The sequence below is a fragment of the Rathayibacter agropyri genome, assembly GCF_013249015.1.
Taxonomy (GTDB): Bacteria; Actinomycetota; Actinomycetes; order Actinomycetales; family Microbacteriaceae; genus Rathayibacter; species Rathayibacter agropyri.
In genome coordinates, this window is the sequence record NZ_JABRPL010000002.1 from 326674 (window position 1) to 340650 (window position 13977).

Below are 13977 nucleotides of genomic sequence, written 5' to 3' on the forward strand. Positions count from 1 at the left end.
CGGCGCGCAAACGATGCAGGGCGCCACCTCCGAAGAGATGACGCCCTGTATCGGGGAACTTACTTGACGGTGACGGTCGCGCCGGCAGCCTCGAGCTGAGCCTTGGCCTTGTCGGCGGTCTCCTTGTTGACGGCCTCGAGGACAGCCTTGGGGGCGCCGTCGACAACAGCCTTCGCCTCGCCGAGGCCGAGGCTGGTGAGCGCGCGGACCTCCTTGATGACCTGGATCTTCTTGTCGCCGGCGGCCTCGAGCACGACGTCGAACTCGGTCTGCTCCTCGACCTCCTCGGCGGGGGCAGCGGCGCCGCCACCGGCCGCGGCGACCGCGACGGGAGCAGCAGCGGTGACCTCGAAGACCTCTTCGAACTTCTTGACGAACTCCGAGAGCTCGATGAGCGTGAGCTCCTTGAAAGCCTCGATGAGCTCGTCCTGCGTGAGCTTTGCCATGATTTTTCTCCTTGTTTTCTTTGTCTACAAACCGCGTGCGTCCTGCCTCCCGGGAAGGGAGGAGGTCAGCTCGCGGACTCCTGCTTCTCGCGCAGCGCCTCGACCGTGCGAACGGCCTTGGAGAGCGGTGCGTTGAACAGATATGCGGCACCGAACAGCGAGGCCTTGAAGGCGCCGGCGAGCTTGCCGAGCAGAACTTCGCGGGACTCGAGGTCGGCGAGCTTGCCCACCTCTTCTGCGGTCAGCGGGTTACCGTCGAAGTAACCGCCCTTGACCACGAGGAGAGGGTTTGCCTTGGCGAAGGCACGCAGCGACTTGGCCACGGCGACAGGGTCGCCGTGCACGAACGCGATGGCGGAAGGGCCGGCGAGCTCGTCGTCGAAAGACGAGATCCCGGCGTTGTTCGCCGCGATCTTGGTCAGCGTGTTCTTCACCACGGCATAGGTTGCGTGCTCACTGATGTCCTTGCGCAGCGTCTTCAGCTGAGCAACGGTGAGACCGCGGTACTCGGTCAGCAGAACGGCCGTCGAGCTCTGGAACTTCTCCGTGAGTTCGGCAACCGAGGCTTCCTTGTTCGCCATGGCTACTCCTGTGAATTCTCGTGCCGGTAGCCCGAAAGCAGGAAAAGAAAAAAGCTCCGGCACAGGGGTGCGGAGCTTCGGGAGACGCGATGATCGCGGAACTGAATCTCTTGCACCTGCGCGGGCCATTCGCTTCGCGAATCCTTCGTCCGGTGGCGATTCGCGGGGCCAGGGCCCTGCTCGTGCGCACACCGGAAACCGGCGGTCTTTGGCTTCGGACAGAGTACGTCGTCGCGGCGCGCGGGCGCAAGTCGAGCCGGAGGGTCAGCAGGCGCGATGCTGGAGGCATGATCGGTCCGTCCTCGTCCTCGCCCCACGGCGCTGACTCCGCCATCGCCTCAGTGGAGGCTGAACTCAGCACCCTGTTCAATCGCGTCCGCGCGGCGATGCGCTCCAACGCCGAGCGCCTGCATCCGGATCTCTCTCCCCTGGGTTACAAGACGCTCTCGGCGCTCGAGCGATGCGGTCCCGTGCACTCCGGCGCCCTCGCGGAACTGCTCGAGATGGACAAATCGGCCCTAAGCCGCCAGATCACCACGCTGGATCGGTTGGGCTTCCTCGCCCGGAACCCCGATCCGCGGGACGGCCGCGCCACCATCCTCTCGGTAACGCCCGAGACGGCGCAGAAGCTGCGCGAGGTCCGCAGCTCGAGCAAGGCGCTGATGCACGAGGAGTTGCGCCGCTGGGACGTCACCGACGTCGAGCTCTTCGCCTCCCTTCTCCAACGGATCAACGCCCTCGACATCTGACGCCTAGCATCCCCCACGGTTGGGGACAATCGGCGGACGAGGCCCAGCCGACTGCGTAGTTTCGAAGGCGATGGACGTGCAACCCTCCTCCTCCGCCACTCTCCCCGACGACATCGACGGCGCTCTCGCCCTTGCGCGAACACTCGGCGCCGACGCTCCGCGGCCCGGCACCGGACGCACCGCGGAGCTGCATACCCTGCTACGGCGGCTGGCACGGCACGACCTTGGCGTCGCCCGGGCGCTCGAGCCGCACCTCGACGCACTCGCGATCCTCGGTGAGGCGGGACTCACGCCGACAGCGTCCGGGCTCGCCGCCGAATCGACGTGGGGTGTGTTCGCGGCTGAGGGTGGCGACGATCCGCTCGTCGCGCGGGAGCGAGATGGTCACTGGCTGCTCGACGGAGTGAAGCCGTGGTGCTCCCTGGCCGACCGCCTCGATGCGGCTCTGGTGACCGCGCACGTGGGCGACGCCTCCGGTGAGCGCCGACTTTTCGCCGTGCCGCTGCACGAGGGCACGGCAGCACCGGAAGCGGACGCCTGGCATGCCCGGGGTCTCACGGAGGTGCCGAGCGGCCCGGTCCGCTTCTGCGGTGCGCGCGCCAAGCCCGTAGGCGAGGCCGGTTGGTACCTGTCGCGGCCCGGCTTCGCCTGGGGAGGGATCGGCGTCGCCGCCTGCTGGCACGGCGGAGCGCTCGGAGTCGCCGCCGCTGTCGCTACCGCGGCGGCCCGACGCGAGGACCCGCACCTGCTCGCGCACCTGGGCGCCATCGATACGGCGCTCTCGGCGTCGCGACGCGCGCTGGATGAGGCGGCCTCGGCCATCGACGCGGGCGACGCCGACGGTGCGCGGGGATCGCTGCTGGCCAAGCGGGTCCGGGCGAGCGTCGCGGGAGCGGTCGAGGAAATCCTCCTGCGCGCAGGCCGGGCCCTCGGCCCCGCGCCGCTGGCCCTCGACGCCGAGCACGCCAAGCGGGTCGCCGACCTCGCGCTCTACGTGCGCCAACACCACGCCGAGCGCGATGATGCGGCCCTCGGTCGCTCCGTGCTCGCCTCGGGCGAAGCGGCCGACTGGTGAGCCGCCCGTTCGACGGACGTCTCGAAGGCACTCCGGTCGAGCGGTGGAGCACCGACGGACGTCGCGAGCGGCTCCCGGAACTGACACTGCCGCAGGGGATCGAGCGCCTCCTCGTGGTCGTCGCCCACGCCGACGACGAGACGCTGGGGTGCGGTGGCACCATCGCGCTCGCCCGGCGGCGGGGCCTCCCGGTCGACGTCGTGGTCGCGACCGACGGAGCGGCCTCGAACGGCGGATCCGACGCCGCACTCGCCGCCGAGCGCCGACGTGAGGCCGCGGCGGCGCTCGGGCAGCTGGGCTCGGGCATCGGCCTCACCTTCCTCGACGTGCCAGACTCCGCCACACCCGAGCACCGCGAGCGGATCGGCCGCGACGTGCGCGAGCGCGCAGCAGGCGCCTCCGGTTCGGTCCTGCTCCTCTCGACCTGGGCCGGTGACGGGCACCGCGATCACCGGATCGTCGGCGAGGTCTGCGCGGACCTCGCGCAGGAGCTGGGTCATCCGCTGCTGGCGGCACCGATCTGGTTGTGGCACTGGGCCGTACCGGAGGACCCCGACGTGCCGTGGGACGCGCTCGTGCGCGTCCGGCTCGACGATGAACTGCGCGAGCGGACCCGGCGGGCGCGCGCCTGCTACCCGAGCCAGACACAGCCGGCACCGGACGGAACCGGGTCGGTGCTGCATCCGCTCTTCCTGCGCACCTTCGCAGGCGACGACCGACTGGTGAGGATCGGCTGGTGAGGATCGAATGAGCTACTTCGACGAGCTCTACGCGCGGCATGAGGACCCGTGGGGGTACACGAGCCGCTGGTACGAGCAGCGCAAGCGCGCCCTGACGCTGGCGAGCCTCCCCGAGCAGCGCTACGGGTCGGTACTCGAGATCGGCGCCTCGATCGGGGTGCTGGCCGAAGCCCTCGCCGACCGCGCCGACCGCCTTCTCGCTATCGACGTCTCGGCCGCGGCCGTCGACCGCGCGGCCCGCCGCTTGGCACCACTTGGGCATGTGCGGGTCGAGCACCACGACATCACCCGCAGCGTCCCGGCGGGCCCGTTCGACCTCGTCGTGCTCTCGGAGGTCGGCTACTACCTTGAGCCGGCCGCGCTGACGAGCGTGCTGCGCAGCGTCCTGGACAGCCTCGCTCCCTCCGGTGAACTGGTCACGGTGCACTGGCGCCACCCCATCGACGGGCTCGAGCTGGACGGCGACGCGGTGCAGGCGGCCGTCGCCGAGTTGGGGCTGCACCGCCTCGCACGGCACGAGGAGGAGGACCTGCTGCTCGACGTACACGCCCGCGACGACCGTTCGGTCGCCCGCCGGACGGGGCTCGTGTGAGCCACCTCGAGCAGGTGTTCGTCGTCGTGCCGGCGCACGACGAGCAGGAGCGAATCGGTGGGCTGATCGCCTCGGTTCAGGCCAGCGTCATCGCTCTCGGGCGAACCGCTCCGGGGCTCACTGTGCGAGTTCTCATCGCGGCTGACGGCTGCACGGACGCGACCGCCGAGCGCGCTCACGCGGCCGGAGTCGAGGTGCTGGAGCTGGAGCGCTGCGGTGTCGGCGCGGCCCGCTCCGCCGGGATCGCCCGCCTGCTCGCCTCCGTCTCCGCTCCCGCCGAACGCGTCTGGATCGCCAACACCGACGCCGACACGGTGGTGCCCTCCGAGTGGCTGGCCGCGCACATCGAGCACGCCCGACACTGGGACGCCCTCCTTGGCACGGTGCGACCCGACGCGGCGGACCTCTCCCCCGACGCCTTTGCGCGCTGGCGCGACGTGCGGGCGCGGGAGGAGTCGATCGGGAGCATCCACGGGGCGAACCTCGGAGTGCGCGCCAGCGCCTACGTCGCGGTCGGCGGGTTCGGCGCGGAACCGGTACACGAGGACGTGCTGCTCGTCGAGCGGCTGCGGGCCAGCGGCGCCAGGGTCGGAGCGACGGATCGCGGCGAGGTGGTGACGTCGGGCCGCCGGGACAACCGCGTCGAGGGCGGATACGGCGGATATCTGCACGCTCGCTTCTCGGCCGAGACGACGTCCTCCTCCGTCTGAATCGGCTACACGCGCACGCGGAACACGATAAGAGGGGGTCGTGTCAATGGTCAAAGCCCGGTTTGTCACGCGTTGCGCAGGAGAGTCAAATAGGTGTCGAGCACGGCTCTGTGCTCTCCGACGGAAGGGTCACCGCATGAATCCCCGCCTCGTCCTGCTGGCAGTGGTCGCGTTAGTTGCCTATGTGTTCGGCGCCCGCGCCGGCCGTGGCCGCTACGAAGAACTTCGCCATCTCGCACTCGGCGTGTGGAACGACCCGGCCACGAAGAAGACGCGCAAGAAGCTCAAGAAGACCTCGAAGCGCGAGGCCAAGCAGCTCACCGCGATCGCCAGCAAAGCTCGCGACAAGGTGCAGCGCTCCCTCCGCTGATCACCCGCTCTACTGACGCCGGCCTGTCCGGCGTCATCGCTCGCATCGGAACGGCCGGTCGAGCACGATACGAAGGAGAAATATCATGGGCATTATCAGCTGGATCATCCTCGGCCTCATCGCCGGGGCGCTCGCCAAGCTCATCCTCCCGGGCAAGCAGGGCGGCGGATGGATCATCACCATCGTCCTCGGAATCATCGGCGCTCTGCTGGGCGGCTTCCTCAGCACGCTGTTCGGCATCGATGACGCCGTGAACGGCATCAACATCGTGAGCATCATCGTCTCCGTCGTTGGAGCGATCGTCGTCCTCCTCATCTACGGCGCGGTCACCGGCCGCAAGTCGCGCGCGTAAGCTGCGCACTCCGAAGGCCCTCGGCGCTCTCGTGCCGGGGGCCTTCGCGGTCTCTTGCCACCCCTGCTTGCCCTCTCGCCTGGTGCAAGGGGTTGATGCTGGGTGGCGGGAACGGTGGACTAGAGGTACGACGGTGTGGCTACACTGCGCCGTTGACCCCACGAAAGGACGTGACTCGACTATGAGCAACGAGACCGCAACTGTCCCCACAATCACCCTGAACAACGGCGTCGAGATCCCGCAGCTGGGCTTCGGCGTGTTCCAGATTGACCCCGCCGAGACTAAGGACGCGACCCTCGCCGCCCTCGAGGTCGGCTACCGCCACATCGACACGGCGGAGATGTACGGCAACGAAGCGGGCGTCGGTGAGGCAGTGCGCGCCTCCGGACTCGACCGCTCCGACGTGTTCGTCACGAGCAAGCTGAACAACGGCTTCCACGCCCGCGAGGACGCGCTCGCCGCTATCGACACGACCCTCGGCGAATTGCAGTTCGACTACGTCGACCTCTTCCTCATCCACTGGCCGCTGCCGAACGTCGGCGACTATGTCGAGACCTGGAAGGCGATGGAGGAGATCTACCGCAGCGGCAAGGCGAAGGCGATCGGCGTCTCCAACTTCCAGACCAACCACCTCAACCGGCTCCGCGCCGAGGCGACCATCGTCCCGGCCGTGAACCAGATCGAGGTGCACCCGTACCTCGTGCAGCAGGAACTCCGCGCCTACGACACCGAACACGGCATCGCGACCGAGGCCTGGTCGCCCATCGCGCAGGGCCTCGTGCTGGATGACGACACCATTACGCGGATCGCGCGGAACGTCGACCGGAGTCCCGCGCAGGTCGTCCTCCGCTGGCACATCCAGCGCGGCGACATCGTCTTCCCGAAGTCGGTCACCCGCCAGCGAGTGGAGGAGAACTTCGCGCTCTTCGACTTCGAGCTCGACGATGAGGCGATGACCGACATCACGGCGCTCGACCGCGGCCACCGCACCGGTCCGGACCCGGACACCTTCAACATGATCCCGAGCTGACCCCTCGGGTCGGTAACGAATCCGGCATCACGAGTCGCGCCAGGAGTGCTCCGGTGCGTAGCCGAGTACCTCGCGGGCGTGGTCGATGGAGAGGAGCGTGTCGTTGAGTCCGAGGTCACCACGTAGCTCGACGCCGGGAAAGACCTCGGCGACCAGCTCGGCGTTGGGCCGGGTCATCACGGTGTCGGCCGCCGCGATGATGAAGCGGTCGAAGCCGGTCGTCTCGGCCAGCAGCGCCTTCTCGACCGCCTGCGCGCCGTCGCGGCCGTCGATGTAACCCCAGAGGTTCCACTTGCGCAGCGTCGCGTCGGAGTCGAACGACGGGAACTCGGCGTAGTCCGACTCGTCCATCACGTTCGAGAAGCGCAGACCCATGATCTTCAGGTCCGGGTGCCAGCGGCACAGCTCGATCGCCAGCTGCTCCTCGAGGTGCTTGGTCAGCGAGTACACCGACTCCGGACGCGCCGGGTACTGCTCATCGACCGGGATGTAGGGCGGCGGCACGTCGAAGGGCAGGCCGAGCACGGTCTCACTGGAGGCGTAGACGACGTTGCGGATGCCGGCGCGGATCGCTCCGTGGAACGCGTTGAACGTGGCGAGCATGTTGTTGTGGAAAGTGGCGACGTCGGGGGCGAGTCCCGGCGCGGGGATCGCGGCGAGGTGCACGAGCGCGTCGATCCCGTCGTACTGGTCGCCGACTCCCTGCAGAGCGTCGACCACCTGGCCGTAATCGGTGATGTCGACGCGGATGAAGCCCGCGTCGCGGTCCCCCGCGCGGTCCAGAGTGAACACCTCGTGCCCGGAGGCGCGGAGGCGGGTGACGACGCTGCGGCCGAGCTTGCCGGATCCACCGGTGACTGCGATTCTCATGCCCGAACGCTAACGAGACGTCCGGCGGCCGGGGAGGGGTGGCGAATCAGTCGCGGGAGTGGAGTGAGATGCCGCCGCCGACCTCGGGAGTCGTCTCATCGGCGACGAGTTCACTCCAGCGGCGGAGGACGGCGGCGCCGGCCGCGTCGTTCACGGCTCCGTCGACGACGAGCACCGGGTACGGCTTCTCGGGAACGCCCTCGGCGGGCCGCACGTCCACGTGGGCGACGTCGTACGCGTGCTCGAACAGCCAGTCAGCCATCGCGTAGTCGCTCCGGGAGTCGCCGACGGTGCGCCACCGCTGCGGGATCGCGCCGGTCGCGCCGAGGAGTTCGACGGCGCGCTGGGCGCCGAGGTCCTTGCCGACACGGTTCGACTCGATGTCGGTCGAGATGATGGTCGGGTCGATCCGGAAGTCAACCGTCCCCTCCTCGTTCGGGTAGCGGATACCGCGGCGCTCGACTCCGAGGCCCGCCGCCGTCATGATTTGCAGGGCGTCGGCGTCGAACACGAGCTGGCGCTCAAGGTAGTCCTCGTTCGCCAGGTCGACCAGCTGCTCGGCTGAGACCATCGCGCGCTTGCTCTCGTCGAAGAAGACCAGGTCCTCATAGTCGGAGCGGATCATCCGCTCGAGGTCGCGGGCCACCGGCTCGGGGATGGCGAGCGACTCATCGACGATCGGCTCCGAGGTGCCGCGGTAGTCGACGGTGAACCAGACAGCGCCCTTCTCGCAGATGCAGACAATGCGCGCCTCGGCCGAGACGCCGCGCTCAAGGAGGGCGGGCAGCACCCGCTCACGCAGGAACGCGTCGGAGCGGCCCGTGTTGAAGACGATTGGGATTCCCGCATTGGCGAGTGCAACGAGGTCGTCGGCGATCGCGGGGATCGAGATGGTGCGCGTGACGGGGCTGGCGATGGGGCCGTCGACATCGAGGAGGAGGCCGAGCGGAGGCGGTGTGGAGGTCATCCCGACCCATTCTGCCGTGCGCGCCCGGCCCCTTCCGCGAGATGTCTTTTCGGTACGCCTGCTTCGGCGTGTCGCGTACCGAACAGGCACCTCGCGAGGAGGGAGGGCAAGAGTTAGAGGGCGAGGGAGAGGAGGAGGGTGGCGCCGAGCGCGAGGACGGAGGCGAGGGAGACGCCGACCGTCACCGACTTGAGGGCACCGCGGACGGACTGGCCGAGGAAGCTCTGCAGCAGCCAGAAGGTGTTCGACGTGACGTGGATGCAGAACAGCGCGCCGGAGCCCGCGGCGAGCGCGATCAGCAGCGGATCGAGGCCGAGCGTCGCAGCGACCGGCGCGACCACTCCGGCCGCCGTAATGGCCGAGAGGGTGACCGACCCGACTGCGATGTGCAGCACCGCCGCCATCAGCCAGACCAGGAGCAGCGGTGCCGACGCCGACGTCGAAAAGTAGCCCTTCAGGATCTCGCCGAGGTCGCCCTCCGCGATCACCGCGGCGAGGGCGCCGCCGACGCCGGTGAGCAGGAAGATCTGGCCGCCGTCCTGGAACCCCTTCGCGACCGCTTTTTCCATCCGCGCCGTGCCGACGACCGAGCGGCCGACGACTCCGGTCCCGATGACGGCGAGCAGCAGCGCGATGACCGGGTTCCCGAGGAACTGCAGCATGGGCACCTCGATACCCGCCACCGTCAGCACCGCCTGCACAGCAATCAGCAGCAGCGCGAGGAGCATCGGGGCGAACAGCAGGAGAAGCGGGCGCTCGCGGGGAGTGTCGGCGGGAGCGTCCGGCGGGCTGCCACGGTCGATGGCGGTGTCCTCGCGCACGGCGAGCTGCTCGTCGCGGGCCGGGTCCCAGAAACCGAGGCGGAACGCGAGCGACATCAGCAGGATCGTCACCACGACGGTGGGCGCAACCACCGCGAACCCGCCGAGCATCATCACGCCGAGCGGCACTCCGAGCAGACCCGCGAGGGCGACCGCGGCGAAGCCCGGCACCATCATCACGATGCCCATCTCGAGCCCCACGGCGAAGGTGACGGCCACGATGCCGGTACCGGCGCGGCCCAGGCGCGGAGCGATTTTCCGGGCGAGCGGGGCGGCGATCACGATCAGCGCATCGACGAAGATCGTCTGGAGGTAGGTGGCGAAGGAGAGACCGAGCGCGTAGGGGATGCCGCGGCGACCGAACACGCGCAGCAGTCCCTCCACCAGGCGCACGACGGCGCCCATCTCGTTGAGCATTGCGCCGATCAGCACCCCCCAGCCGATGAGGAGGCCGGCCTCCGTCATCACCTCGCCGAAGCCGCGGGTCATCGTGGAGACGGTGTCGACAGGCCCCAGACCGGTGAGCAGGCCGATCGCGGCGGCTCCGACGGCGAGCGCCAGCACCGGGTTGAAGCGGAACCGCACGATGGCGACCACGACCAGCACGATCACGAGGGCGACGACGCCCAGGGTGTACCACTCGGGCATGACGTCCTCCTCCGCCAGCGACTACATGCCGTCACACCCTAGGGGACCGTCGGCACACCCCTCGCTCCGCGACGCCGCCGAGCCCTAGCGTGGACGCATGGCACTGACGCTCCCCGAACCCCGGCTTCCCTCCCTCCTCGACTCCCCCATCCTGCGCTGGGGGGTGCTCGCCCCTGGCTCGATCGCGACCTCGTTCGTGGAGGCGCTACAGAAGCACACTCGACAGCGGGTCGTTGCCGTCGGCTCCCGCTCGCTCGAGCGGGCCGAGCGCTTTGCGAGCCGCTTCGGCATCGAGCGGGCCTCGGCCGGCTACGAGGCCGTGGTCGAGGATCCGGAGGTCGATGTCGTCTACATCGCGTCGCCGCACTCCGAGCATGCCCGGCAGGCGCTGCTTGCCATCGCGGCGGGCAAGCACGTCCTGGTCGAGAAGCCGTTTGCGCCGACTCCGGGTGAGGCCGAGATGATCGTGCACGCCGCCCGTGACGCCGGAGTTTTCGCGATGGAGGCTCTGTGGATGCGTTACCTCCCGCACATGGATGTCGTTCGGCAGCTCCTCGCCGACGGGGCGATCGGCGCGCCCGTGCTGGTATCGGCCGACTTCGGCGCCGCGTTCGAGTTCGACCCGGCCAGCCGCATCTTCGACCCGGCGCTCGCCGGCGGCGGCCTGCTGGACGTCGGCGTGTACGCCTCCTCCTTCGTCTCGATGGTCGCGGGGACTCCGCAGAGCACCGTGGTGGCAGGCAGCCTCACCTCGACGGGCGTGGACGCGACCGCAACGATCGTCGGTAGCCATACGCACGGCGTGCAGTCGGTGGCCACCTCGACCGTGCTGGCCGACACCCGTCACGCGGCGAGCGTCGCGGGCGGCGAGGGACGGATCGACGTTCACCCGTCGTTCTGGACCCCCAGTGGTGTCACGCTCACCCGCGGCTCCGAAAGCGCATCGTGGACGGACGAGTCACCGCTGCAGGGCGGCGAGGGCCTGGCGTGGGAGGCGCTGCACGTCGCGCGCTACGTGGCCGAGGGGCGCACCGAGTCGCCGCTGCATCCGCTCGACGAGGTGGTGCAGGTGGTGCGGACGCTGGACGACGCGCGCCGACGGCTGGGCGTCTCGGTGTAGCGTGCGCCCCACGCCGGCCGCTCAGCCCACTGGCAGCTCCACCCGGAAGCTCGTCCGCCCCGGCTCCGACTCCACGAGTACCCGCCCGCCGTGCGCATCGACCACCGCCGCCACGATCGCCAGCCCCAGCCCCGTCGATCCGGTCGTGCGCGCCCGGGACGAGTCGCCGCGGGCGAACCGCTCGAACAGCACCGGCACCAACTCGGGTGCGATGCCCGGGCCGGAGTCGGTGACAGTCACGACCGCGATTGCCCGGCCCTCAGACCGCTCCTTCGCCAGCGCCGCCACCACGCGGGTGCCGGGCGGAGTGTGTACCGAGGCGTTGCGCAGCAGGTTCGCGACCACCTGGTGCAGCCGGAAGCCGTCGCCGCGGATCTCGATCGGCTCCTCCGGCAGTTCCAGGTCCCACTCCTGCAAGGGTCCGGCGGCGTGCGCGTCCGAGACGGCCTCGATCAGCAGCAGCGTCAGGTCAACCGGCTCCTTCTCGAGGTCGCGTCCCTCATCCAGGCGCGCGAGCAGCAGCAGGTCCTCGACCAGCGAGGTCATTCGGGTCGCGGCCGATTCGATCCGGTCGAGAGAGTAGACGGCCGCTTCGGGCAGTTCGGTCTCGCCGCGGCGGGGAAGTTCGGCGTATCCGCGGATCGCGGCCAGCGGCGTGCGGAGCTCGTGCGAGGCGTCGGCGACGAACTGCCGGACCTTGTTCTCGCTCGCCTGCCGCGACTCCAGCGCCCCGGTGACGTGGTCGAGCATGCGGTTGAACGCAGCGCCCACCCGGCCGACCTCGGTGCGCGTGTCGGCGTCCTCCTCCGGGACCCGCTCGACCAGCTCGACGTCGCCGCGGTCCAGCGGCAGCTCGGCGACCCGCGTCGCCGTCGCCTCCACCCGCTCGAGCGGACGCAGGGCCACGCGGATAATCGCCGTGGCGATCAGCGCCACGAGCAGCATCGCGAGCAGCACGACCGCGACGACCACCCAGGTGAGGGAGCCGAGCGTCTCGGTCACCTCACCGAGCGGCACGCCGACCACGACGACGGAGCCGTCGACCACAGCCGCCTGCACGCGATACGTTCCCAGGCTGCCCGGCAACTCGATGGTTACCTGGTTCCCGGCGGCGGTAACCGCAGCCGTGAGGACGGAGTCCGCGGGCTCGGAGAACTGCCGGCACACGTCAGCAGCGTCGATGTACGCGCCAACGAAGGAGCCGTCGAGCGCCTGCACCGCGGTGATGGTGCTGAGGTTCTGGCTCGGTCCGTTGTCGAAGGATCCACTGGGGCAGGACGTGGCGCGCTCGATCGCGCTCGACCCGGTGAATCCTCCCGGGCCGTCGAACGCCTGCAACCGCTGGATCGACTCCCGCAACTGAACGCCCGTGCTCTCGTAGAGAATGCCCCGCAGCGAGAGCACGCTCACCGCACCGACGATCCCTGCCGCCACTGCGACGAGCGCGACCACGGCGACGACCATTCGCCGCCGCAGCGTCCACGGGGCGCGTCGACCGCCGCGGGAGCGCCGCAGCGCGGAGCGGGTCGCGAAGTCGCCGAGCGCGGGGCGTCCGCGAAGGGTCACTGGTCGGCGGGCTTGAGCAGGTAGCCGGCGCCGCGCACGGTGTGGATCATCGGCGAGCGCCCGGCATCGATCTTCTTGCGCAGGTACGAAATGTAAATCTCCACCACGCTCGACTTGCCGCCGAAGTCGTACGACCAGACACGGTCGAGGATCTGCGCCTTGCTCAGCACCCGACGCGGGTTCCGCATCAGGAAGCGCAGGAGCTCGAACTCGGTTGCGGTCAGCTCGATCTCATCGGCTCCGCGGCGCACCTCGTGGCTGTCCTCGTTCAGCACCAGGTCGCCGACGGCCACCTCGGGGTCCTCGGCGTCGCTCGCGAGCAGGGTGCTGCGGCGGATGAGGCCGCGCATCCGGGCAACCAGTTCCTCGAGCGAGAACGGCTTGGTCACGTAGTCGTCGCCGCCCGCCGTGAGCCCAGCGATCCGATCATCGAGCGCATCCTTCGCGGTGAGGAAAAGCACCGGGGTCTCGCTGCCGTCCGCACGCACGCGCTGGAGAACCTGGAGCCCGTCGATGTCGGGGAGCATCACGTCGAGCACGATGACGTCGGGCCGGAACTCGCGGGTGATCGTGATTGCGGCCCGGCCCTCAGCGGCGGTGCGCACCTCCCAGCCCTCGTAGCGCAACGCCATCTGGAGCAAATCGGTCAGCGTGCTCTCGTCATCGACGACGAGGACGCGGATCGGCGTCCCGTCAGCGCGCTTGAGGCGGGTGCGCTGCGCGGGGGCGAGGTGCTTCGAGGGGACCGAGGTGCTCATGGTCCCAGTATCGGGAGTTTCCTATGGAGGAGCTATGACCGGCCGAGGTCGCCGCTGTGCGCGATGTCAGCGCGACGGCACCCGCCCTCAGGGCGGCAGGCGCGAACGGCTGAAACCGACCAGCTCACGGCGAACGGACTGTGTGTTCAGCCGGCGACGATGGGCATCAATGTCTCATTCACTCGCTCCAAGGAGGCTTGCAACTTCCCTCCGAATCGCGGGATAATCCGGTGCCTTTGGAATCACGTGAGGAGGAACAAACTCCAGTGTAACGGATGAGCCACAGGGCGGCATAAGCGAGAAGGATTAATTGCACCAACAGTAACGAACCGTCGAGAGCGGCGAGACTGTACAACGCAGTCGGGAATACAAGAGAAAGAATTACCGCAAGAAATACTATTGACCACAAGACGAGAGTGGCCCTAAGACCTAGGCGCCCCAACCGTCTGGAACCCGCGAGAATCTGTGCAGAACCGGGAATGAGGAGGTTTACAACGAGCAGACCGCTACGCGCGCTCACTTCCTCCTGGGGACTGCGACACAGGCGGGCGCGAACGCACCATCCTCGCAGTCAGGAGCGGG

16 protein-coding genes are annotated in these 13977 nt (G+C 69.1%); 9 read left to right on the forward strand and 7 right to left on the reverse strand.

Annotated elements, in window-relative coordinates:
* Positions 1-59 precede the first annotated feature (59 nt).
* Together rplL and rplJ are read right to left on the reverse strand one after the other, a co-directional pair.
* Positions 60-446, reverse strand: a complete 387-nt coding sequence (gene rplL, locus HRF29_RS07080; RefSeq protein ID WP_173246822.1) for a 50S ribosomal protein L7/L12 — start codon at positions 444-446, stop codon at positions 60-62.
* A 65-nt stretch (positions 447-511) separates the two neighbouring features.
* Positions 512-1027, reverse strand: coding sequence for a 50S ribosomal protein L10 (gene rplJ / locus HRF29_RS07085; RefSeq protein WP_055791018.1), 516 nt, complete (start codon positions 1025-1027; stop codon positions 512-514).
* Between the two features lie 287 nt (positions 1028-1314).
* Here rplJ and HRF29_RS07090 point away from each other — a divergent pair, with 287 nt between their 5' ends.
* The 8 genes from HRF29_RS07090 to HRF29_RS07125 all read left to right on the forward strand — a co-directional run bounded on the left by HRF29_RS07090 (position 1315) and on the right by HRF29_RS07125 (position 6645).
* The gene (locus tag HRF29_RS07090) at positions 1315-1776 is read left to right on the forward strand and encodes a MarR family winged helix-turn-helix transcriptional regulator (RefSeq protein WP_173246825.1); all 462 of its coding nucleotides are present in this window, start codon (positions 1315-1317) and stop codon (positions 1774-1776) included.
* 70 nt (positions 1777-1846) lie between these two features.
* A complete protein-coding gene (locus HRF29_RS07095; RefSeq protein ID WP_173246828.1) occupies positions 1847-2851 on the forward strand; it encodes an acyl-CoA dehydrogenase family protein in 1005 nt (334 codons plus the stop codon).
* Complete coding sequence (locus HRF29_RS07100) at positions 2848-3591, forward strand: PIG-L family deacetylase (RefSeq protein ID WP_173246831.1); 744 nt, start codon at positions 2848-2850, stop codon at positions 3589-3591. Before HRF29_RS07095 ends, HRF29_RS07100 begins: the two co-directional genes overlap by 4 nt.
* A 7-nt stretch (positions 3592-3598) precedes the next feature.
* Entirely contained in the window at positions 3599-4183 is a 585-nt protein-coding gene (locus tag HRF29_RS07105) for an SAM-dependent methyltransferase (protein WP_173246834.1), read from the forward strand.
* Complete coding sequence (locus tag HRF29_RS07110) at positions 4180-4893, forward strand: glycosyltransferase (RefSeq protein WP_173246837.1); 714 nt, start codon at positions 4180-4182, stop codon at positions 4891-4893. The genes HRF29_RS07105 and HRF29_RS07110 overlap by 4 nt, the downstream gene beginning before the upstream one ends.
* A 136-nt stretch (positions 4894-5029) precedes the next feature.
* A complete protein-coding gene (locus HRF29_RS07115) occupies positions 5030-5263 on the forward strand; it encodes a hypothetical protein (RefSeq protein WP_173246840.1) in 234 nt (77 codons plus the stop codon).
* Positions 5264-5348: 85 nt separating this feature from the next.
* Positions 5349-5615, forward strand: a complete 267-nt coding sequence (locus HRF29_RS07120; RefSeq protein WP_173246842.1) for a GlsB/YeaQ/YmgE family stress response membrane protein — start codon at positions 5349-5351, stop codon at positions 5613-5615.
* Positions 5616-5796: 181 nt separating this feature from the next.
* Positions 5797-6645, forward strand: a complete 849-nt coding sequence (locus tag HRF29_RS07125) for an aldo/keto reductase (RefSeq protein ID WP_173246846.1) — start codon at positions 5797-5799, stop codon at positions 6643-6645.
* 27 nt (positions 6646-6672) lie between these two features.
* Here the strand turns inward: HRF29_RS07125 and HRF29_RS07130 are convergent, their stop codons facing one another.
* From HRF29_RS07130 to HRF29_RS07140, 3 genes are all read right to left on the reverse strand, one after another.
* Entirely contained in the window at positions 6673-7515 is an 843-nt protein-coding gene (locus HRF29_RS07130) for an NAD-dependent epimerase/dehydratase family protein (RefSeq protein WP_173246849.1), read from the reverse strand.
* A gap of 46 nt (positions 7516-7561) precedes the next feature.
* On the reverse strand, positions 7562-8482 hold the full coding sequence (locus HRF29_RS07135) for an HAD family hydrolase (RefSeq protein ID WP_173246851.1): 921 nt from the start codon (positions 8480-8482) through the stop codon (positions 7562-7564).
* 113 nt (positions 8483-8595) lie between these two features.
* Positions 8596-9951, reverse strand: coding sequence for a GntP family permease (locus HRF29_RS07140; RefSeq protein ID WP_173246854.1), 1356 nt, complete (start codon positions 9949-9951; stop codon positions 8596-8598).
* A 97-nt stretch (positions 9952-10048) separates the two neighbouring features.
* On the opposite strand from HRF29_RS07140, the gene HRF29_RS07145 reads away from it, so the two are divergent.
* On the forward strand, positions 10049-11071 hold the full coding sequence (locus HRF29_RS07145) for a Gfo/Idh/MocA family protein (protein WP_173246857.1): 1023 nt from the start codon (positions 10049-10051) through the stop codon (positions 11069-11071).
* Positions 11072-11092: 21 nt separating this feature from the next.
* Here the strand turns inward: HRF29_RS07145 and HRF29_RS15315 are convergent, their stop codons facing one another.
* Both HRF29_RS15315 and HRF29_RS07155 read right to left on the reverse strand, forming a co-directional pair.
* Entirely contained in the window at positions 11093-12637 is a 1545-nt protein-coding gene (locus HRF29_RS15315) for a sensor histidine kinase (RefSeq protein WP_222929616.1), read from the reverse strand.
* A complete protein-coding gene (locus HRF29_RS07155; protein ID WP_173246859.1) occupies positions 12634-13395 on the reverse strand; it encodes a response regulator transcription factor in 762 nt (253 codons plus the stop codon). The genes HRF29_RS15315 and HRF29_RS07155 overlap by 4 nt, the downstream gene beginning before the upstream one ends.
* Between the last annotated feature and the right edge of the window lie 582 nt (positions 13396-13977).

Bases quoted from the DNA above. Each gene is read 5' to 3' on its own strand.
- rplL (WP_173246822.1), bottom strand. From the start codon at position 446: ATGGCAAAGCTCACGCAGGACGAGCTCATCGAGGCTTTCAAGGAGCTC.
- rplJ (WP_055791018.1), bottom strand. From the start codon at position 1,027: ATGGCGAACAAGGAAGCCTCGGTTGCCGAACTCACGGAGAAGTTCCAG.
- HRF29_RS07090 (WP_173246825.1), top strand. From the start codon at position 1,315: ATGATCGGTCCGTCCTCGTCCTCGCCCCACGGCGCTGACTCCGCCATC.
- HRF29_RS07095 (WP_173246828.1), top strand. From the start codon at position 1,847: ATGGACGTGCAACCCTCCTCCTCCGCCACTCTCCCCGACGACATCGAC.
- HRF29_RS07105 (WP_173246834.1), top strand. From the start codon at position 3,599: ATGAGCTACTTCGACGAGCTCTACGCGCGGCATGAGGACCCGTGGGGG.
- HRF29_RS07115 (WP_173246840.1), top strand. From the start codon at position 5,030: ATGAATCCCCGCCTCGTCCTGCTGGCAGTGGTCGCGTTAGTTGCCTAT.
- HRF29_RS07120 (WP_173246842.1), top strand. From the start codon at position 5,349: ATGGGCATTATCAGCTGGATCATCCTCGGCCTCATCGCCGGGGCGCTC.
- HRF29_RS07125 (WP_173246846.1), top strand. From the start codon at position 5,797: ATGAGCAACGAGACCGCAACTGTCCCCACAATCACCCTGAACAACGGC.
- HRF29_RS07130 (WP_173246849.1), bottom strand. From the start codon at position 7,515: ATGAGAATCGCAGTCACCGGTGGATCCGGCAAGCTCGGCCGCAGCGTC.
- HRF29_RS07135 (WP_173246851.1), bottom strand. From the start codon at position 8,482: ATGACCTCCACACCGCCTCCGCTCGGCCTCCTCCTCGATGTCGACGGC.
- HRF29_RS07140 (WP_173246854.1), bottom strand. From the start codon at position 9,951: ATGCCCGAGTGGTACACCCTGGGCGTCGTCGCCCTCGTGATCGTGCTG.
- HRF29_RS07145 (WP_173246857.1), top strand. From the start codon at position 10,049: ATGGCACTGACGCTCCCCGAACCCCGGCTTCCCTCCCTCCTCGACTCC.
- HRF29_RS07155 (WP_173246859.1), bottom strand. From the start codon at position 13,395: ATGAGCACCTCGGTCCCCTCGAAGCACCTCGCCCCCGCGCAGCGCACC.